At 63.4% G+C, this 17,536-nt stretch carries 18 protein-coding genes; 9 read left to right on the plus strand and 9 right to left on the minus strand.

Features of this window, described 5'->3' with window-relative positions; translation table 11 throughout:
* Window positions 1-28: 28 nt before the first annotated feature.
* The 3 genes from PSV26_RS19510 to msrA all read right to left on the minus strand — a co-directional run bounded on the left by PSV26_RS19510 (window position 29) and on the right by msrA (window position 2,882).
* Complete coding sequence (locus PSV26_RS19510; protein WP_300573219.1) at window positions 29-1,231, minus strand: ABC transporter substrate-binding protein; 1,203 nt, start codon at window positions 1,229-1,231, stop codon at window positions 29-31.
* A 19-nt stretch (window positions 1,232-1,250) separates the two neighbouring features.
* Window positions 1,251-2,045, minus strand: coding sequence for a GntR family transcriptional regulator (locus tag PSV26_RS19515; protein ID WP_300573222.1), 795 nt, complete (start codon window positions 2,043-2,045; stop codon window positions 1,251-1,253).
* Window positions 2,046-2,321: 276 nt separating this feature from the next.
* Window positions 2,322-2,882 (minus strand): peptide-methionine (S)-S-oxide reductase MsrA, encoded by a 561-nt coding sequence (gene msrA / locus PSV26_RS19520; RefSeq protein ID WP_300513084.1) that lies wholly within the window; start codon window positions 2,880-2,882, stop codon window positions 2,322-2,324.
* A gap of 223 nt (window positions 2,883-3,105) precedes the next feature.
* Here msrA and PSV26_RS19525 point away from each other — a divergent pair, with 223 nt between their 5' ends.
* The 7 genes from PSV26_RS19525 (at window position 3,106) to PSV26_RS19555 (ending at window position 11,670) form a co-directional block, all read left to right on the plus strand.
* A complete protein-coding gene (locus PSV26_RS19525; RefSeq protein WP_300573225.1) occupies window positions 3,106-3,876 on the plus strand; it encodes a YdcF family protein in 771 nt (256 codons plus the stop codon).
* A 112-nt stretch (window positions 3,877-3,988) separates the two neighbouring features.
* Window positions 3,989-4,675 carry a TetR/AcrR family transcriptional regulator gene (locus PSV26_RS19530; protein ID WP_300573228.1) on the plus strand — a complete coding sequence of 229 codons (687 nt, stop codon included), beginning with the start codon at window positions 3,989-3,991 and terminating at the stop codon, window positions 4,673-4,675.
* A complete protein-coding gene (locus PSV26_RS19535) occupies window positions 4,672-5,865 on the plus strand; it encodes an efflux RND transporter periplasmic adaptor subunit (protein ID WP_300573231.1) in 1,194 nt (397 codons plus the stop codon). The genes PSV26_RS19530 and PSV26_RS19535 overlap by 4 nt, the downstream gene beginning before the upstream one ends.
* An 87-nt stretch (window positions 5,866-5,952) precedes the next feature.
* Window positions 5,953-9,180 (plus strand): efflux RND transporter permease subunit, encoded by a 3,228-nt coding sequence (locus tag PSV26_RS19540; RefSeq protein ID WP_300573233.1) that lies wholly within the window; start codon window positions 5,953-5,955, stop codon window positions 9,178-9,180.
* Between the two features lie 44 nt (window positions 9,181-9,224).
* The gene (locus PSV26_RS19545) at window positions 9,225-9,908 is read left to right on the plus strand and encodes a protein-L-isoaspartate O-methyltransferase (protein ID WP_300513094.1); all 684 of its coding nucleotides are present in this window, start codon (window positions 9,225-9,227) and stop codon (window positions 9,906-9,908) included.
* A 14-nt stretch (window positions 9,909-9,922) separates the two neighbouring features.
* On the plus strand, window positions 9,923-10,279 hold the full coding sequence (locus tag PSV26_RS19550) for a rhodanese-like domain-containing protein (protein ID WP_300573236.1): 357 nt from the start codon (window positions 9,923-9,925) through the stop codon (window positions 10,277-10,279).
* A 47-nt stretch (window positions 10,280-10,326) separates the two neighbouring features.
* Window positions 10,327-11,670, plus strand: a complete 1,344-nt coding sequence (locus PSV26_RS19555) for a TolC family outer membrane protein (protein ID WP_300573239.1) — start codon at window positions 10,327-10,329, stop codon at window positions 11,668-11,670.
* A gap of 51 nt (window positions 11,671-11,721) precedes the next feature.
* On the opposite strand, the gene PSV26_RS19560 is transcribed toward PSV26_RS19555, so the two are convergent.
* Window positions 11,722-12,126: a RidA family protein gene (locus tag PSV26_RS19560; RefSeq protein WP_300573242.1), complete on the minus strand. Its 405-nt coding sequence runs from the start codon at window positions 12,124-12,126 to the stop codon at window positions 11,722-11,724.
* 139 nt (window positions 12,127-12,265) lie between these two features.
* On the opposite strand from PSV26_RS19560, the gene PSV26_RS19565 reads away from it, so the two are divergent.
* Entirely contained in the window at window positions 12,266-13,237 is a 972-nt protein-coding gene (locus tag PSV26_RS19565) for a LysR family transcriptional regulator (RefSeq protein ID WP_300513102.1), read from the plus strand.
* Here PSV26_RS19565 and PSV26_RS19570 read toward each other — a convergent pair.
* Window positions 13,170-13,967, minus strand: coding sequence for a sigma-70 family RNA polymerase sigma factor (locus PSV26_RS19570; protein ID WP_300513104.1), 798 nt, complete (start codon window positions 13,965-13,967; stop codon window positions 13,170-13,172). The two genes, PSV26_RS19565 and PSV26_RS19570, sit on opposite strands and share 68 nt — an antisense overlap.
* Before the next feature lie 89 nt (window positions 13,968-14,056).
* Between PSV26_RS19570 and PSV26_RS19575 the strand changes: the two genes are divergently transcribed.
* Window positions 14,057-14,653 (plus strand): ATP-dependent Clp protease proteolytic subunit, encoded by a 597-nt coding sequence (locus PSV26_RS19575; RefSeq protein ID WP_300513106.1) that lies wholly within the window; start codon window positions 14,057-14,059, stop codon window positions 14,651-14,653.
* A gap of 92 nt (window positions 14,654-14,745) precedes the next feature.
* Here the strand turns inward: PSV26_RS19575 and PSV26_RS19580 are convergent, their stop codons facing one another.
* The 4 genes from PSV26_RS19580 to PSV26_RS19595 form a co-directional block, all read right to left on the minus strand.
* Window positions 14,746-15,681 (minus strand): alpha/beta hydrolase, encoded by a 936-nt coding sequence (locus PSV26_RS19580; RefSeq protein WP_300573245.1) that lies wholly within the window; start codon window positions 15,679-15,681, stop codon window positions 14,746-14,748.
* A gap of 147 nt (window positions 15,682-15,828) precedes the next feature.
* Window positions 15,829-16,260 carry an AsnC family transcriptional regulator gene (locus PSV26_RS19585; RefSeq protein WP_300513110.1) on the minus strand — a complete coding sequence of 144 codons (432 nt, stop codon included), beginning with the start codon at window positions 16,258-16,260 and terminating at the stop codon, window positions 15,829-15,831.
* Window positions 16,257-16,622 (minus strand): GIY-YIG nuclease family protein, encoded by a 366-nt coding sequence (locus PSV26_RS19590; protein ID WP_300513112.1) that lies wholly within the window; start codon window positions 16,620-16,622, stop codon window positions 16,257-16,259. Before PSV26_RS19590 ends, PSV26_RS19585 begins: the two co-directional genes overlap by 4 nt.
* A 26-nt stretch (window positions 16,623-16,648) precedes the next feature.
* On the minus strand, window positions 16,649-17,287 hold the full coding sequence (locus PSV26_RS19595; protein WP_300573247.1) for a DUF2239 family protein: 639 nt from the start codon (window positions 17,285-17,287) through the stop codon (window positions 16,649-16,651).
* Between the last annotated feature and the right edge of the window lie 249 nt (window positions 17,288-17,536).

Genomic DNA, 17,536 nt, shown 5'->3' on the forward strand with positions numbered 1-17,536 from the left:
GCGCGGGCTCGATGCGAACGCTGCTTTTTCAGGCCCGCAGCGGGAACAGGGGGTCGGCTTCGCGGTAGTCGCGCGGGATGATGACCTTGATGTCATTTTTGAGCACCTGCGTCATCAGCGGCTGCGCGCCCATGTTCTGCCCGTTGACGAACTGGGTCGCGCCGTACGGCATGATGTGGTCGGAGAAAGTGCTGTTCTGCAGCGCGTTGATGATGGCCGCGCGGTCGGCTGATTTGGCCTTGTCGATGGCATCGGCCAGCAGGCGCATGGAGGTGTAGGTCATGAACACCTCGTAGCTGAAGAACAGGCCCTGGGCCTCGACCCGCTTCTTGAGTTCGGCCGAGCGCTTGTCCTTGGGGTTGAACCAGTGGTTGCAGTCGATGATGCCGTTGGCCGCGTCCGGAAACTCCTTGACGAACTTGTAGCTCGATGCCGCACCACCCAGCACCGAATAAATCGCCTTGGGTGTCACTTTCTGCTGCTGCATGGTGCGCACCAGCAGGGCATATTCGTTGTAGTAGTTGGCCGGGATGACGATGTCGGGGTTGACCGCCTTCATGCGCAGCACGATGTTGTTGAAGTCGCGCGTCGGGTTCGCGTGTTTGATCACTTCCTTGACCTCGTAGCCGTAGCCGGGCAGCTCACGCGCCAGCAGGTTGGCCGTGCCGGTGCCGAACAGCGACTCCTCGTGAACAATCATCACCGTCTTGGCCGGCTTGCCGGCGGCGCTGTTGAGCACATGCAGGTTGGCGACCGCGGTTTCGGCGCACTTGCGGTAGCCGGGGCCGAAGCGGAAGGTGTTCTTCAGGCCGCGCTCGACGATCTGGTCGGCCACGCCGACATCAACCACGTGCGGCAGGTTGTACTTGGCGGCCGCCTGGGTGGTGGCCAGGCAGATCGCCGAGGCAAAAGCGCCGACCACTGCGGATACCCCGGCCTCGTTCATCTTCTCGACCTCCGCCACACCGGCCTGCGGCTGGGACTGCGCGTCACCGAGCAGCGCCTCGAGTTTGGCGCCACCCATGGACTTGATACCGCCCGCCTTGTTGATGTCCTCGATGGCCATGAGGGCGCCCAGGCGGCACTGCTGACCCGAATAGGCCAGCGCCCCGGTGACCGGGTGCAGCACACCCACCTTGATGGACTTGGGCTGCGCGCCCCCCACCAGGGGAAATGCCAGCGCCGAAGCGGCCGCGGCAGATTGGGACATGAAATGGCGACGGGTACTCATGGCATTCTCCTGAAGTGGATTAATGGAACTTGGCGGACAACTCTTTGCTGACCCACACCTTGGCATCGATGCTGCCAACGCGCGACAACTGCATTTCATACTCGTACCTGTCCGGGCGGTACAGACCATGCAGCCATTGAATCGGGCGGTCCTGCTCGTCATAGACCAGGCGGCGCACGGCCAGCAGGGCCGAACCGACCGCCACGTCCAGATGTTTGGCCACCATGACATCGGCCAGCCGCGCGGAAATGGTCTGGTGGGCACGGCCGACCTGGACTCCGGACTCCTCGAGCAGCACGAGGATCGGCTTTTTGGCCAGCTCTCGCCGCCCGAACTTGCGGGCAATGTCCGCCGGCACATAGGTCGTGATGTGGGACACCGGACCTTCCCGTGTGCTGCGCACCCGGATTGCTTTTTGCACCGGGTCGCCCGGCTTGAGCTGCAGCGCAGTGGCGACGCTGGCAGAGGCGGTCACCAGCTCTACCTCGAGCACGTTGACCGAGGTTTTCAGTCCCATGCTGACCAGGTTCTCCAGCAGACCGGTGAGCTGGGCCCGCTGCGCCGTCTGGCCGCGCGGCGCGGCCGGCGAAGCGCCAACGTCCAGCGCCCGCGTGCCTCGACCCGGCTCGCGCGAAATCAGGCCCTCGGACGCCAGCTGCTCCAGCGCCCGCCGCACGGTGACACGCGCCACGCCGAACTGCTGCATCAGCGCCAACTCGCCGGGAAATCCTTCCGAGAACCGGCCTTCATGCAATTGCTCACGGAGCACCAGGTAGATCTGGTGGTACTTCGTCATGGGCAATACGGGTGACATGGGCCGATGTTAGGAACAGTCCTATTGTTCTGTCAATAGGACATTTGACGCATCGCGTCATCCAAGGGTTTCCCCGCACCATGCAGCATTGCTTCGCACCAGATGCGGGCGCCGCGCACCAGAACCAGCATCAAAACCGGAGCTTGTCCGGGCGCTCCGTGTAGCGCCCGGTGCCTCGGTCAAAGGTCATGCGCTCACGCGCCTGGCGACCTCCGGGCGGCCAGGTCCCGCCCTTCCCTGCAGTTCTCAGCTGTTCTCAGCTGTGCTCAGCTGTTTTCAGCTTTTGGCGTATTCCGAAAAGGTCTTGCGGAACTTGGCCACCTTGGGCCCGGCCACCGCCATGCAGTAGCCCTGGTTCGGGTTCTTCTCGAAGAAGTCCTGGTGGTATTCCTCGGCCGGCGAGTAGTTGTCCACCGGCAGCACCTCGGTGACAACGGGCTTGCCAAACAGCTTGTCGCGGTTCAGCGCGCTGACCATGTCCTCGGCCACCTGCTTCTGCTCGGGCGTGGCGTAATAGATGCCGCTGCGGTACTGCGTGCCGGTGTCGTTGCCCTGGCGGTTCAAGGTGGTCGGGTCGTGGATCACGAAGAAGATTTCAAGAATGGCCCGCAGGTTGATCTGCGCCGGGTCATAGACCAGCTTGACGACCTCGTTGTGCCCGGTGGTGCCGGTGCACACCTGCTCGTAGCTCGGGTTGCTGATGTGGCCATTGCTGTAGCCCGACTCCACGTCAGCAATACCGCGCACCTGGACAAACACCGCTTCGGTGCACCAGAAGCAGCCGCCGCCCAGCGTGATGGTCTGCAGGCTCGTGCCGTTCGATGGGTCTTGTGTCATGGGGGATCCTTGTTTGGTTACGATGGGCCGGTTCCGGCTGATTTCTGTTCTGCGCGCCTGAGCGAATGGTATTGAATTCAGGCAATGATCATCCGACAAAGCAGAAAACCCCTGAACCGCCGTGCCGCAGCCGCGCAACCTGTTTCCTGAAGTTCATGAGTCAAATCGGCCTCCAGCCCTTTCCACGCCTGCGCAAGCAGCTATCTATTTGAGAGCATTTTGAATGATGTCCCTGGGTGAACTCAAGCCAATTCTCGCCACGCTGGTGCTGCCGCCCGCGGCGCCCCTGCTGCTGGCGCTGCTGGGCCTGGTGCTGGCCATCCGCAAAAGGGCATCGGGCCTGTTGCTGGCCTTTGCGGGCCTGGCCCTGCTCTGGTTCCTGAGCTGCCATGCGGTCGCCGTGTGGCTGGCGCAGACCATCCTGCCGCAGTACGCGCCGCTGACGGTAACCGCGCTGAAAAGTGGCGGCGTGCAGGCCATTGTGGTGCTGGGCGGCGGGGTTCACCCGGTTGCCCCGGAGTACGGCGAGGCGCAGTCTTCCCCCGCCGCGGCCATGCGCCTGCGTTACGGCGTCTGGCTGGCGCGCCAGACCGGCCTGCCGGTGGCGTTTGCAGGCGGCATGGGCTGGGGCGCGGCCGACGCACAAGCCCTGTCGGAAGGCGAAGTCGCCCGCCGCATGGCTGAGCGGGACTACGGGCTGAAGCTGCGCTGGATCGACGACCGGTCGCGCGACACCGCCGAGAACGCCAGCCTGCTCAGGCCGCTGCTGCAAAAAGACGGCGTGCAGCGGATCGCGCTGGTCACCCATGCCTGGCACATGCCGCGCTCGGTACTGGCATTCGAGCACGCCGGCTTCCTGGTGACCGCTGCGCCCATGGGTTTCATGCTGCCCAGCCGCAACGGCGTGCTCGAATGGCTGCCCTCCGGCGATGGCCTGGATGCGTCGCGGCTGGTGCTCAAGGAGTGGCTGGCGCTGCGTATTGCCCGGCCTTGATCTGCCGCAAGCTTTACCCCATCTTCACCTGCCTGAGCCCGGATAAAGTGGGCGGGTCCCTTGACGGACCGGGAGCAAGGCACTACATTACTAACCAGTCAGTCAGTAACTAATGTCTATCTCCACCTTCCTCAGCGATACCACCGCCACGCTCTCGGCCAAACGCGAGCGTCGCAAAGAGGCGCGCCCCGGCGAACTGCTGGACGCCGCCCTTGACCTGTTTGTCGAAAAAGGTTTTGCCGCGACCCGCGCCGAAGAAGTAGCAGCCCGCGCCGGTGTTTCCAAGGGCACGCTGTTCCTGTATTTCCAGAGCAAGGAAGAACTGCTCAAGGCTGTCGTGCGCGAAAACATCTCGGGCCGCTTCAAGGAGTGGAACGACGAGTTCGAACGTTTTGAAGGCACGGCCGCCGAAATGCTGGCCTACTGCATGACGGTGTGGTGGGAGCGTGTCGGTGCCACCCGAGCCTCGGGCATCACCAAACTCATGATGAGCGAAGCCGGCAATTTTCCGGAAATTACCGCTTTTTACCAGCAGGAAGTCATCCTGCCAGGCCAGACCCTGATTCGCCGCATCATGCAGCGAGGCATCGACCGCGGCGAATTCCGGCCCATGGACCTGGACCACGCCATCTACAGCGTGATTGCACCCATGATTTTCCTGATTCTGGCCAAACACTCCGCGGGCACCTGCGCAGACCCCGGCCTGCCGGGCAACGCGGCGAAGTACATCGCCACCCAGGTTGACACCATCCTCCACGGAATCTGCGCGACCCCCACCACCGACAAAGCGAAAAAATGAAACCCTGGATCAAATGGGTCATTGCCCTCGTCCTGCTGCTGCTGCTGGCCACGGCCGTGTGGGGCACGTTGTCAGCTCGCAAAAAGCAGCAGCAGGCACTGGCCGATACCACCGCTGCCAAGGCGCAAACCGTGGTCGAACTGGCCGTCACCGATGTGTTCCAGGCCAAAACCGTGGAACTCAGCCAGGGCCTGCCGGTATCGGGTTCCCTCAAGGCCGTCAACTCCGCGTTCGTCAAGACGCGGGTGGCCGGCGAGCTGCAGGGCCTGACGGTGCGTGAAGGCGATAGCGTCAAGGCCGGACAGGTGCTGGCACGCATCGACGCCAGCGAATACCAGTCGCGCATGCGGCAGGCGCAGGAGCAGGCGGATTCGGCCAAGGCGCAGATCGACATCGTGCAGCGCCAGTACGACAACAACCAGGCCCTGGTCAACCAAGGTTTCATCTCCAAAACGGCGCTCGACGCCTCGCAGGCCAACCTCCATGCGGCCAAGGCCAACCACCGCGCCGCGCTTGCCGCTGCCGAGGTGGCCAGAAAATCACTGGACGACACGGTGCTGCGTGCCCCCCTGTCGGGACAGGTCGCGCAGCGCCTGGCCCAGCCCGGTGAACGCCTCGGGGTGGACGTGCGGGTACTGGAAATTGTGGACCTGAGCCGGCTTGAATTGGAGGCCAGCCTGAGCGCAGCCGATGCGCTGACGGTGCGCCCCGGCCAGAGCGCCATACTGCAGATTGAAGGCAGCACGCAAACCGTCAAGGCGACGGTGGCTCGCATCAACCCCAGCGCGCAGGGCGGCAGCCGCAGCGTGCTGGTGTACCTGGCCATCGACAACACAGCCACGCCTCTGGGCCTGCGCCAGGGCCTGTTTGCGCAGGGCACCCTGGGCACCACACGCATACCGGCCCTCGCCGTACCGTTGAGCGCCGTGCGCACCGACAAACCCGCGCCTTATGTGCAGGTGGTGGACAACAAGCAGGTGGTGCACAAGCCGGTGCAAATGGGCCTGCGCGGCAGCAGCGCCGCCGACGCGGGCAGCAGCACCCTGGTGGCCGTCAAGGGACTGGCTGAAAACGCGGTGGTGATCGCCGGCGCCGTGGGCACCCTGCGCGAGGGCACGGCCGTGAAGTTCACGCAGGCGCCCGCATGGGCCCAGACTGCACCCGCGGCTACCGCCAGAACCGCGCCGTAAGCCAGATGTGCTGCCCCCACGCTCTCTGCGTTCGCTGCCCCCCGAGGGGGCGCTCAGTGCCCTTCGGGCGGCCGGGCGGGTACTGATATGTGGTTCACGCAGGTCAGCCTGAAAAATCCGGTCTTCGCGACCATGGTGATGCTCGCCATCGTGGTGCTGGGTCTGTTTTCCTACCAGCGCCTGCAGGTGGACCAGTTTCCCAACATCGACTTTCCGGTGGTGGTGGTCACGACGGAATACCCGGGGGCTTCCCCCGAAATCGTCGAAAGCGAAGTCACCAAAAAAATCGAGGAAGGCGTCAACTCGATCGCCGGCATCAATGCCCTGACCTCCCGCAGCTACGAAGGCCAGTCGGTCGTCATCATCGAGTTCCAGCTGCACATTGACGGCCGCAAGGCCGCGGAAGACGTGCGCGAAAAGATTGCTTCGCTGCGTCCGCTGCTCCGTGACGAGGTCAAGGAGCCACGCGTGCTCCGCTTCGACCCGGCCAACCGCGCCATCTGGTCGGTTGCCGTGTTGCCGATGGCTGCAGGCGCCGATGGCAAAACACCTGCAGCGGCAGGCACAGCGACCTTGCCCACCGCCGTCGAACTGACCAACTGGGCCGACCAGGTGCTCAAGAAGCGGCTGGAAAACGTGCGCGGCGTCGGCTCGGTCAGCCTGGTGGGCGGCAGCAAGCGCGAAATCAACATCTACCTGAACCCGCAGGCCATGGAGGCGCTGGGCATCACGGCCGACCAGGTGGCGAGCGCCGTGCGCAATGAAAACCAGGACCTGCCGGTGGGCGCCATCCGTTCGCTGGCACAGGAACGCGTCGTGAAAATCGACGCCCGCATGAAACGGCCCGAAGACTTCGGCAAGATCATCGTCGCGCGCAAGGTGTCCGCCGCCGGCGCGGGAAGCACCGTCACCGTGGACCAGGTCGCCACCATCCGCGACGGCTCGCAGGAGATCGACAGCCTGGCGCTATACAACGGCCAGCGCACGCTGCTGCTGACGGTGCAGAAGGCCCAGGGCGAAAACACCATTGCCGTGGTGGACGGGCTGAACAGCGCGATCAAGGAATTGCAGGCGCAGCTTCCGCCCGGCACGCGGCTGGAGCAGATCGGCGACGGCTCGCGGCCCATCCGGGTCGCGGTTGAAAACGTGCGCCGCACGCTGATTGAAGGCGCGCTGCTGACGGTGCTGATTGTTTTTCTGTTCCTGAACTCGTGGCGCTCCACGGTGATCACCGGCCTGACGCTGCCGATCTCCATCATCGGCACCTTCCTGTTCATGAACCTGTTCGGCTTCACCATCAACATGATCACGCTGATGGCGCTGAGCCTGTGTGTGGGCCTGCTGATCGACGATGCGATTGTGGTGCGCGAGAACATCGTGCGCCACGTGCAGATGGGCAAGCTGCCCTACCAGGCCGCGATGGAAGGCACGCAGGAAATCGGCCTCGCGGTGCTGGCCACCACGTTTTCCATCGTGGCGGTGTTCCTGCCCATCGGTTTCATGGGTGGCATCATCGGCAAGTTCTTCCACGAGTTCGGCGTCACCATCGTGGCGGCGGTGCTGATCTCGATGTTTGTCAGCTTCACGCTGGACCCGATGCTCTCCAGCATCTGGCATGACCCCAGCATTCATGCCCACGGCCAGCATGGCAAGCCGGTCACTTTTTACGACAGGACCATAGGCCGGGTGACCGGCTGGTTCGAGCGCGCCACCGACTCGCTGGCCGAGACCTACCAGCGCATCCTGCGCTGGGCCCTGGTCCACCGCCTGGCCACGGTGGGGCTGGCCCTGGCGATTTTTGTGACCAGCGTTTTCATGGTGCCCCTGCTCGGCACCGAGTTCGTGCCCAAGGCCGACTTCTCGGAAACCTCGCTCAATTTCTACACGCCGGTGGGTTCGTCGCTGGAGACGACCGAAGCCAAGACGCGGCAGGTCGAAACCATTCTGCGCGAATTCCCCGAGGTGAAATACACGCTGTCGACCATCAACACCGGCAATGCGCAGGGCAAGATGTACGCCAGCATCTATGTGCGCCTGGTGGACCGCAAGGCCAGAGCCCGCAACGTGGACGAGATGTCCGGCGTGCTGCGTGAACGGCTCAAACAGGTGCCCGGCATCACCGTCACCCACGTCGGTCTGCTCGACGCGGTGGGCGGCAACAAACAGGTGGAGTTTTCGCTGCAGGGCGCCGACCTGAAGGAGCTGGAGCGCTTGACCGGCCTGGTGATGGCCAGAATCAGCGGCATCCCCGGCCTGGTGGATCTGGACTCCAGCCTCAAGGCCGACAAACCGACCATCGAGGTGGACGTCAAGCGCAATGCCGCGTCCGACCTGGGCCTGTCGGTCTCGCAGATTGCGGCTTCGCTGCGCACGCTGGTGGCCGGGCAGACGGTGGGCAACTGGCGCGCGCCCGACGACCAGACCTACGACGTGAATGTGCGGCTCGCACCCGACGCCCGCAATACGCCGCAGGACCTGGAGCGCCTGCCCTTCATCAGCAGCGTGATCGGCAACAACCCCGACGGCTCGGCCCGCACGGTGCGCCTGAGCCAGGTGGCCACGGTGAAGGAAGCCACCGGCCCGAACCAGATCAACCGGCGCGACCTGACGCGCGAAGTCGCCATCAATGCCAACGTCTACAACCGCTCGGCCGGCGAGGTGTCCACCGACATCCGCAAGGCGCTCGACGGCATCAGCTTTCCGCCCGGCTACCGCTACCAGTTTGGCGGCTCGACCAAGAACATGGCCGAGTCCTTTGGTTATGCCATCTCTGCGCTGGTCATGGCGATCCTGTTCATCTACATGATCCTGGCCAGCCAGTTCAAGAGCTTTCTGCAGCCCATGGCGCTGATGACCTCGCTGCCGCTGACGCTGATCGGCGTGGTGCTGGCGCTGTTGTTGTTCCGCTCGACGCTGTCGATGTTTTCCATCATCGGCGTGGTGATGCTGATGGGCCTGGTCACAAAAAACGCCATCCTGCTGGTGGACTTTGCGATCCGCATGCGTGACGAAGGCATGGAACGCAGCGAGGCCCTGCTGGTGGCCGCCCGTGTACGCCTGCGCCCCATCCTGATGACCACGCTGGCCATGATTTTCGGCATGGTGCCGCTGGCCTTTGCCTTGACCGAGGGCTCGGAGCAGCGCGCGCCCATGGGCCAGGCCGTGATTGGCGGCGTCATCACCTCCTCGCTGCTGACGCTGGTGGTGGTGCCCGTGACCTATTGCTACCTGGATGATCTGGCGCAATGGTTCAAAAGAATCTTCACCGGGCGGCGCGCCCTGCCCGCCCCGGTGGTTGCCCCCCAACTAAAATGACCGGTGTCTCCCCGACAGTCCCAACGTTTATTACAGACCACACCATGAACTACGAACAAGCCCGTTTCAACATGATCGAGCAGCAGATCCGCCCCTGGGAAGTGCTGGACAGCCAGGTCCTATCCCTGCTGGCAGTGGTCAAGCGCGAGGACTTCGTGCCGCCTGCGATGCGGGCCCTGGCTTTTGCCGACATGGAGATCCCGCTGGGCGCCGAGCCCGGCCAGTGCATGCTGGCGCCCAAGGTCGAGGCACGCATGCTGCAGGACCTGGCGGTGCAGAAACACGAGAAAGTGCTGGAGATCGGCGCAGGCTCCGGTTACATGGCCGCCCTGCTGGCGCACCGCGCCCAGCAGGTCATCACGCTCGAGATCGACCCCGACCTGGCCCAGCTGGCCCGCGACAACCTGAAAAAAGCCGGCGTCTACAACGCCGAAGTACGCACCGGCGACGGTGCCGTCAAACTTGGCAAGGCGGTCTCGGGCAACGACCCGCTGAGCGGCCCCTTCGACGTGATCGTGCTCAGCGGCTCGGTCGCCGAGGTGCCGCCCGCGCTGCTGGCGATGCTGAAGATCGGCGGCCGGCTCAGCGCCGTGGTGGGTTTTGAACCCGTCATGCGTGCCACGCTGGTCACCCGCGTCGGCGACGCCGCCTTTCGCACCACGCAGGGCTGGGACACGGTTGCTCCGCGCCTGCTCAACTTCCCCGAACCGTCGACATTCAACTTTTAAGCCGAGCCGTCCCGATGATTGACCAGCTCTCCCCTGCCGACTTCAACGCCTGGCTTGCAGGCCTCCCCGCCGGCGGCCCCGCGCCCATCGTGCTGGATGTGCGCGAGCCGTGGGAAGTGCAGACAGCCTCGGTCCAGGAAGACGGTTTCAGGCTGCTGCACATTCCGATGCGCGCCGTCCCCGCGCGCATTTTTGACCTCAAGGAAGAACTGCCCACCGACCAGCCGGTGGCCTGCCTGTGCCACCACGGCGCGCGCAGCCAGCAGGTGGCCAGCTTCCTGGCGCAAAACGGTTTCACGCAAGTGGTCAACCTGCAGGGCGGCATCAACGCCTGGTCCGAGCAGCGCGACGCCTCCGTCCCGCGCTACTGAGCTCCGGCCAACCCTCTTCACCGACTTCACCCTCCATCAGGACACCCATGAAAACGCTCTTGAAAAAACCGGCCCTGTTGCCCCTGTCTCTTGCGCTGGGTGCCGTGCTGGCGGCTTTTGTACCAGCCGTCCAGGCGCAGAACCTGGTGGAGCTGTACCGTTCGGCGCGCGAGTACGACTCGTCCTACCAGTCGGCACGCTCGCTGTACGAGGCCAACCTGGCCAAGGCAGAGCAGGCCAAGGCCGGCATTTTGCCAACCGCCGGGCTGTCACTGGGTGTGTCGCGCACCAATTTTGAAAACACCAACCCGGTCATCGACCGCAACTTCCCCACCCAGACGGGCTCACTGAACGCTTCGCAGCCGCTCTACCGGCCCGGCAACTGGGCCACCTACGAACAGGGCAAGCAGCAGGTGGTGCTGTCCAGGGCGCAACTCGAGGCTGCCGAACAGGACCTGATCGTGCGCACCAGCCAGGCCTATTTCGATGTGCTGGCCGCGCAGGACACGCTGGCTTTTGTGCGGGCGCAAAAAGCCGCGGTGGGCGAACAACTGGCTTCAGCCAAACGCAACTTCGAGGTCGGTACCTCCACCATCACCGACTCGCGCGAGGCGCAGGCGCGTTTCGACCTGGTGACCGCCCAGGAAATCGCCGCCGAAAACGACTTGCGCGTCAAGAAGATTGCCCTGGACCAACTGGTTGGCAAAACCGACGCCCAGCCCAAAGGCCTGCTGGTGCCCGTGGAGCTGCCGCCGCTGGTGCCCGCCGACGTGAACACCTGGGTCCGCCAGTCTGAAGACCTGCATCCGTCGGTGCGCCAGGCCCTGGCCAACCTCGAAGTTGCCAAGCTCGAAATCGACAAGGCCGAAGCCGGCCACAAACCCACGCTGGACCTGACCGCCAGCTACGGCGTGCAGCGCAACCCGCAGGGCAGCACCACCAGCCCGCTGGACAACCGCAGCAACAGCACCACGGTCGGCCTGGCGCTGAACCTGCCGCTGTTTGCCGGCTTCGCCACGCAAAACCGCATCCGCGAAACCCTGTCACTTGAAGAAAAAGCACGCTCCGACCTGGAAGGTGCCAAACGCGGCGTCGCCCTGAGCACCCGCACTGCCTACTTCGGCGTGTTGTCGGGCCAGGGGCAGGTCAAGGCGCTGGAAGCCGCCGAAGCGTCCAGCCAGAGCGCGCTGGACGCCAACAAGCTGGGCTACCAGGTCGGCGTGCGCATCAACATCGACGTGCTCAACGCGCAAAGCCAGCTGTTCCAGACCAAACGCGACCTCGCCCAGGCGCGCTACAACGTGCTGATCGGCGGCCTGCGGCTGCGACAGGCCAACGGCACGCTGACGCCGGAAGACCTGCTGCTGATCAATTCGCTGCTGGTGCAGTAGGTCGGCGCAAGACTGGCGACCAGGCCTGGCTCACTTGCGATAGTCTCTCGATCATGCTTGCATGGCCTGGGGTACCCTGGCAATCACCTTGATCTCGAAGTCGAACCCGGCGAGCCAGTTGACGCCGAGCGCCGTCCAGGTCGGATAAGGCGCTTGCGGGAACACTTCGCTTTTAACGGCCATGACCGCGCCGAACTGGTTCTCGGGATCGGTATGAAAGGTCGTCACGTCGACGATATCGTCGAGCGTGCAGCCACCCGCTTGCAGCGCCGCCTCCAGATTGGCAAATGCCAGACGGACCTGAGCCTCAAAGTCCGGCTCGGGCGAGCCATCGCTGCGGCTGCCGACTTGACCGGACACGAACAGGAGATCATCTGATTTGATCGCTGCGGAGTAGGCATGCGAGGTGTAGAGGTCATGCCGACCGGCGGGGAAAACGGCGTTACGCTGGTTCATAAGTGCTTTCAACAGGAGGTCGATGCGACCCGTGGTTAGTAGAGAAGGCACTTTAGGTCGCCTGGTTCTTCCGATAAACCAGCAGTTTTGTTCATCACTGTTTGTAGAATCCAAACAATCAACAACGCCTGGAGCCCGCATGGACCGTTTCGATGCAATGCAGGCCTTCGCCCGCGTGGTGGAAACAGGCAGCTTCACCAAGGCGGCCGACACGCTCCACATGAGCAAGACCAGCGTGACGCAGCTGGTGCAGCAACTCGAGGCCAGGCTGCGCGTCAGGCTGCTCAACCGAACCACACGCAAGGTCAACGTCACGGCCGATGGCGCCGCCTATTACGAACGTGTGCTGCGCGTGCTGGCCGATGTGGACGATGCCGAGACCAGCCTGTCCAGCGCCTCGGCCTCACCTCGGGGCCGCCTGCGGGTGGATGTGCCCAGCCCCCTGGCCCGCATGATCCTGATTCCGGCCTTGCCGGCCTTCCACGCGCAGTACCCCGACATCCAGCTCGACATGGGCGTCAGCGACCGCATGGTGGACATCATCAGCGACAAGGTGGACTGCGTCGTGCGCGGCGGTGAACTCACCGACCTGTCGCTGATGGCCCGCCACGTGGGCGACCTGCAACTTGGGGTCTACGCGGCATCAGGCTACCTCGCACGTGCCGGCACACCCCTGCACCCGCGTGAACTGGAGGACACGCAACACCGCATCGTGGGTTTTCTGTGGGCACGCACCGGCAAGGCGGTGCCGTACGCCATGCACTCAGGCGGTGAAAGCATCACCGTGCAGGGGCGCTATGTGCTCTCGGTCGATGACGGCAACGCCTACCTCGCGGCCGGCCTGGCCGGCATGGGCGTTCTCTGGCTTCCGGACTACATGGCGAAGGCGCATGTAGCTAACGGCGAGTTGGTGCCGCTGTTCGAAGGCTGGCGCCTGGATGCCATGCCGCTGTATATCGCGTTTGCGACTAACCGGCATGTCAGCAGCAAGTTGCGGGTGTTTATTGAGTGGGTTGCTGGGTTGATGGCGGAGCATGCGCCGATCATTGACCGACATTCTCCGACGGGATGCGCTCGGGCTGCACGCCCAGCGGTACCACACACAGCGTGACGCCGTCCAGCGTGAGCACCAGGCCCAGCTGCCCGCCCACCTGTACGACGCCGCATGCGGTCTTACGCGGCGCTGATGCGGCTTTGGCTGCCACCGTGGACATCCCCGCCAACGCACTGATAGGCGGCGGACTAAGCATCGCCCATAAAGTTTGAGGATCACGCAGTTGCAGTGACTGCAGGTACAGACGGAAGACGATCTCTTCGTCTGGATCAAGTTCGGGATAGGGCCCAGGCTCTGGTGCGCCGCCCGCCAGCCGCAGCCGCAACAGCGCCCGCCGCAGCTGCTGTCGGCTGCCCGCTTCGGACCGGCAGCTGAACTGGGCAATCTCGGCATGGCCGACCTCGAACACCTCGTGCAGCAGCAGCAGGGCACCGTCGGCCGGCGGCAGGTGGGCCGCCAGCAGGCGCAAGGCGCGGGCGGCCTCTTGCGCCACCGCCGCATCCATCTCGGCCGAGGGCGACGCCAGTGGCGTGTCGCCCGTGTTCATCTGCGCCAACCATTGCTGCATCCAGTGGCGCCGCCGCAGACGGTCTATGGCCAGATGGCGCACCACGGTGAGCAGCCAGGCCTGGGCGGCGTTGAGCTCGGGCAGGTCAGACTCCAGCGCACGGACGTAGGCGTCCTGCACGGCATCCTCGGCATCGGCCGGGCCCAGCAGCCGGGTGGCCGCACGCACCAGGCGGCGGCGGTCAGAGTCGATCAGGGCGAGCTGCCGTTCGTCGTACATGCGCGCAGCTTATCAGAGCCAGACCGCCGGTTCGGTGTCACGCAAGAGGCGTCTCGTTCGTCAAGGCAGTTCAACTACATGGATTCCACATGGACACCCCAGACACTACCGCACCGGCCAGCGCCACCGAGCCGCGCACCTCCTACCTGGAGGAAAAGGCCTTCAAGGCACGCACCCTGCTGATCTTCGGCACCGTCACCGACGTGATGGCCGCCGACGTGACGCGCCGCCTCATCGCACTGGACGCCGACAGCGCCGAGCCCATCGACGTGCTGGTGAGCTCGCCGGGCGGCCACCTGGAGTCCGGCGACGCCATCCACGACATCGTGCGCTTCATCGCCGCGCCAGTGAACATGATAGGCACCGGCTGGGTCGGCAGTGCGGCCACCCATTTGTACCTGGCGGTGCCCCGCGAGCGGCGTTACTGCCTGCCCAACACGCGTTTTCTGATCCACCAGCCCAGCGGCGGCGCCGGTGGGCCGGCCAGCGACATCGCCATCCAGGCGCGCGAGATCGTCAAGGCGCGCGAGCGCATCGCGCGCACGATCGCGCGTGAGACCGGCAAGTCGCTGGAGGTGGCCCTGGCCGACATCGAGCGCGACCGGTGGATGTCGGCCGAGGAAGCCGTCGAGTACGGGCTCGTCTCGCGGATCATCGAGCGAAAGGCCGAGCTCAGGGGAGCTTGATCCTGCTGGCAGGCCGCGTGCAGGCCTCTGGGTCGAGCAGTCGGGCTGGCCACGCTGAAACGGGTGGCGCGGAGAAGGCGGTCGACTGGCTATCAGGCAGTGAAAGGTCTGGTGACCCCGGGGCCATTCACAGGGTTGAACATGCGGCGTGCGTTCTCTGCAATGACTCCGGCCAAAAACCCAAAGAGCGATGGCGATAAATCGTGGCCCATTCCCTCGACGATGAGTAGTTCGGCTCCTTTAATATTGGCCGCCGTGTCGTTCCCAGCCTCCGGGGGAACAAGTGGGTCGTCTGACCCATGGATCACAAGCGTCGGCACATTGATGTTGGCCAGTCGTGATCTCAAGTCACCGGTCGCTGCAATGGCGGCGATCTGCCGCCAGAATCCGGTTGGGTTGTATGCTCGTTTGACGTCGGCCAAGGCTTGGTCTCGTTGAGCGGATTCGTCGAACGGATAGCCTCGCCCGGCAATCACTTGAGAAAAGGCAACGCAATGTGAGAGATAACCCTCTTCGTCTTTCAAAGGATGTGGCGCGGGCAATGTCATCGCCGCCATCACTGCAGGGCTGGCCTGCGGCAGATCACGATTGCCCGTGCTCGACATGATGGAAACCAGCGATAGAACGCGTTCAGCATGCTCGCTGGCCAACAGTTGTGCAATCATGCCGCCCATTGATCTGCCAACCACGTGCGCCCGTTTGATCATCAACGCATCGAGAAGTCCCACGGCGTCGTTCGCCATATCGAACAGCGTATACGGCACATGGGGCGTTTCGCCGAGAGAGACTGCGTCGGCAATTGCAGCGAGATCTGGCATCGACGCGCTATGGAAGTGGGTTGAAAGGCCAGCGTCTCGATTGTCAAAACGAATCACGCGGTAACCTTGTTCTGCCAATATCTGGCAAAACGTTTCGGTCCAGCGAGTCATCTGCGTACCCAGACCGGAAATCAGCAGAACAGCTTCCGCGTCGGTATTGCCAAAACAATCGTATTCAATTTCAATTCCGTTCGCTTTAATCTTGGGCATGGCATGGGGTCCTTAAATTTTCTTGCGTCGCGCGCTTTTTGGGAGCGCTTCGATATTTCGCTTGGCCGGATTCGCTACAGCACCACGGATGCTCCACCAGGTTGTGCAAGTGGCCGCCTACCCAGCAAATCGTCGCGATAGCGTTGCTCATGAGAGTGCCAAGTTTGGCGTGTCTGCAAGCGTTACCAGTGCTGCGGACACCGTCGCAACCGCTGCGGGGGCGATTGATTCGACGGCTTCGGTGCAAATGCTGTCGGCAGTCTCGCGTGCGGCGTTCACCAGCGCACGCCCGGCCGGGCGAAGCACGCCCTGACGAAATCCATTCGCACCTTCGCGCACCACGAGGCCAATCTTCTCGAGCAAGATCAACTGACGCAGCACAGCCGATTGAGGCTGACCCATCGGACGCACGAGTTCCGGGATGCTTACCCGGCCACCGTCCGCTTGCGCGAGCAAATTCAGTAGCGCAAAATCATTGAAGCTGATGCCATGGTGTATGCCCAACTCGTCGTCAAGCTTGAGTTGCAGGCTGGCGTGGGCACGGTGTAGCGCCAAACAGAAGTCGAGATTCGTGTTCATCGAGGTTCGCTCCTGGGTTGGTCGTAGTCGAGTTCGCCGACACAAGGGATTTCCTGGCGCCACAGGCTAACCAGCATCTCCAATTCTCGTGCGGCATTGAACGCCGGATCGTCGCTGGGTTTGACCATGTCGAGTACCTCGAAGAGAATGTTGGTCTCGCCGTGCTCGACCCAGTCCTGAGCCAGCCTCGCATTGCGATGCTGTCCATGCTGCAGTTCAAAACGATGCCGGTTGAGTGTGCCCTGAACGTTCGTACTTCCGGCAACCAAGGCCCGGCCAGTGATCTGGTTGCGGATCGCATAGACACCGGCTCGGGTTTTCGTCTCCAGATACTGTCGTTTCAGCGTTTTTCTGTTTGTCATCATCAATCCTTTTGGTTCCAAATAAGTCACGGTGCAAGCGATGCCACTTCTGTCGGCGGCAGCGGATACGCCAGGAGCCTGACGTAATCGCGGACGTCGGCCGGCCAGGCTTCGGTCTGTTGGCGGAACTTTGCCGCGTCGTTTGCGAACAGCGCACGCGAGGCCTCCTCAAAGCCAGCCAGATCACCAGCCATGACCGACATGAAGTGGTAAGCACATTCACTCGCCCGGCGTTGCCGGTCTCGGTCCACGTTGGCCCGGCGAGCTTCATCAACCAGTTTCCGCAAAGTCACCGATGCACCGCCTGGCTGTGCAGCCAACCAGTCCCAGTGGCGCGGCAGTAGCGTGACTTCTCGCGAGACAACCCCAAGCTTTGGCCGGCCACGGCCACGTGGCTCACCAGATTCCCCGGAATTGACAGGTGCGAATTCGTTTCCTTGAAGCTGGTCCACCTCTGGAGGCAGACGCTCCAACATCTCGGCATCGCTTCCTCGAAGGTCGATTTCGACAACTTGGCCCGTCTGGTCACAGAAAGTCAGCAGCGGATTGGGTACGCCGGAGGCCAGAGCGTGTTTCACAGCCAAGGCATTGACCGGCAAGCTGCCGGAGGCGATGCGCTTGTGGCCGTTGAAGCTCGTATAGAAAGGACTGGCGGTATCAATCACGGTGAAATCAGGCTCGAATTGGATTCAACCAATAATACCCGGGTTAAATTAACGTGTCAATAATACCCGGGTAAATTTAAACCCTCGTGCTTGTGTAAGCAGCGCATCGGTAGGGCCAGGGCGCCCCTTCCTGCGCTATACACCGAACGTGGATCAACTCCACGCGCCAATTCGGTCAGTGCCCACTCCGTTGTGCCGACCAACCCAATGCGCCGAAGATAGGGAAGCTCATTGAGATAGAAAAACGGC

Origin of the sequence: Polaromonas sp., from assembly GCF_029945685.1 — a bacterium.
GTDB lineage: Bacteria > Pseudomonadota > Gammaproteobacteria > Burkholderiales > Burkholderiaceae_C > Polaromonas.

Excerpts from the sequence above, each read along its gene's own strand:
- PSV26_RS19535 (WP_300573231.1), top strand. The coding sequence starts at position 4,672 with ATGAAACCCTGGATCAAATGGGTCATTGCCCTCGTCCTGCTGCTGCTG.
- msrA (WP_300513084.1), bottom strand. The coding sequence starts at position 2,882 with ATGACACAAGACCCATCGAACGGCACGAGCCTGCAGACCATCACGCTG.
- PSV26_RS19545 (WP_300513094.1), top strand. The coding sequence starts at position 9,225 with ATGAACTACGAACAAGCCCGTTTCAACATGATCGAGCAGCAGATCCGC.
- PSV26_RS19585 (WP_300513110.1), bottom strand. The coding sequence starts at position 16,260 with ATGAACACGAATCTCGACTTCTGTTTGGCGCTACACCGTGCCCACGCC.
- PSV26_RS19550 (WP_300573236.1), top strand. The coding sequence starts at position 9,923 with ATGATTGACCAGCTCTCCCCTGCCGACTTCAACGCCTGGCTTGCAGGC.
- PSV26_RS19565 (WP_300513102.1), top strand. The coding sequence starts at position 12,266 with ATGGACCGTTTCGATGCAATGCAGGCCTTCGCCCGCGTGGTGGAAACA.
- PSV26_RS19515 (WP_300573222.1), bottom strand. The coding sequence starts at position 2,045 with ATGTCACCCGTATTGCCCATGACGAAGTACCACCAGATCTACCTGGTG.
- PSV26_RS19530 (WP_300573228.1), top strand. The coding sequence starts at position 3,989 with ATGTCTATCTCCACCTTCCTCAGCGATACCACCGCCACGCTCTCGGCC.
- PSV26_RS19590 (WP_300513112.1), bottom strand. The coding sequence starts at position 16,622 with ATGACAAACAGAAAAACGCTGAAACGACAGTATCTGGAGACGAAAACC.
- PSV26_RS19510 (WP_300573219.1), bottom strand. The coding sequence starts at position 1,231 with ATGAGTACCCGTCGCCATTTCATGTCCCAATCTGCCGCGGCCGCTTCG.
- PSV26_RS19540 (WP_300573233.1), top strand. The coding sequence starts at position 5,953 with ATGTGGTTCACGCAGGTCAGCCTGAAAAATCCGGTCTTCGCGACCATG.
- PSV26_RS19570 (WP_300513104.1), bottom strand. The coding sequence starts at position 13,967 with ATGTACGACGAACGGCAGCTCGCCCTGATCGACTCTGACCGCCGCCGC.
- PSV26_RS19580 (WP_300573245.1), bottom strand. The coding sequence starts at position 15,681 with ATGCCCAAGATTAAAGCGAACGGAATTGAAATTGAATACGATTGTTTT.
- PSV26_RS19560 (WP_300573242.1), bottom strand. The coding sequence starts at position 12,126 with ATGAACCAGCGTAACGCCGTTTTCCCCGCCGGTCGGCATGACCTCTAC.
- PSV26_RS19525 (WP_300573225.1), top strand. The coding sequence starts at position 3,106 with ATGATGTCCCTGGGTGAACTCAAGCCAATTCTCGCCACGCTGGTGCTG.
- PSV26_RS19555 (WP_300573239.1), top strand. The coding sequence starts at position 10,327 with ATGAAAACGCTCTTGAAAAAACCGGCCCTGTTGCCCCTGTCTCTTGCG.
- PSV26_RS19575 (WP_300513106.1), top strand. The coding sequence starts at position 14,057 with ATGGACACCCCAGACACTACCGCACCGGCCAGCGCCACCGAGCCGCGC.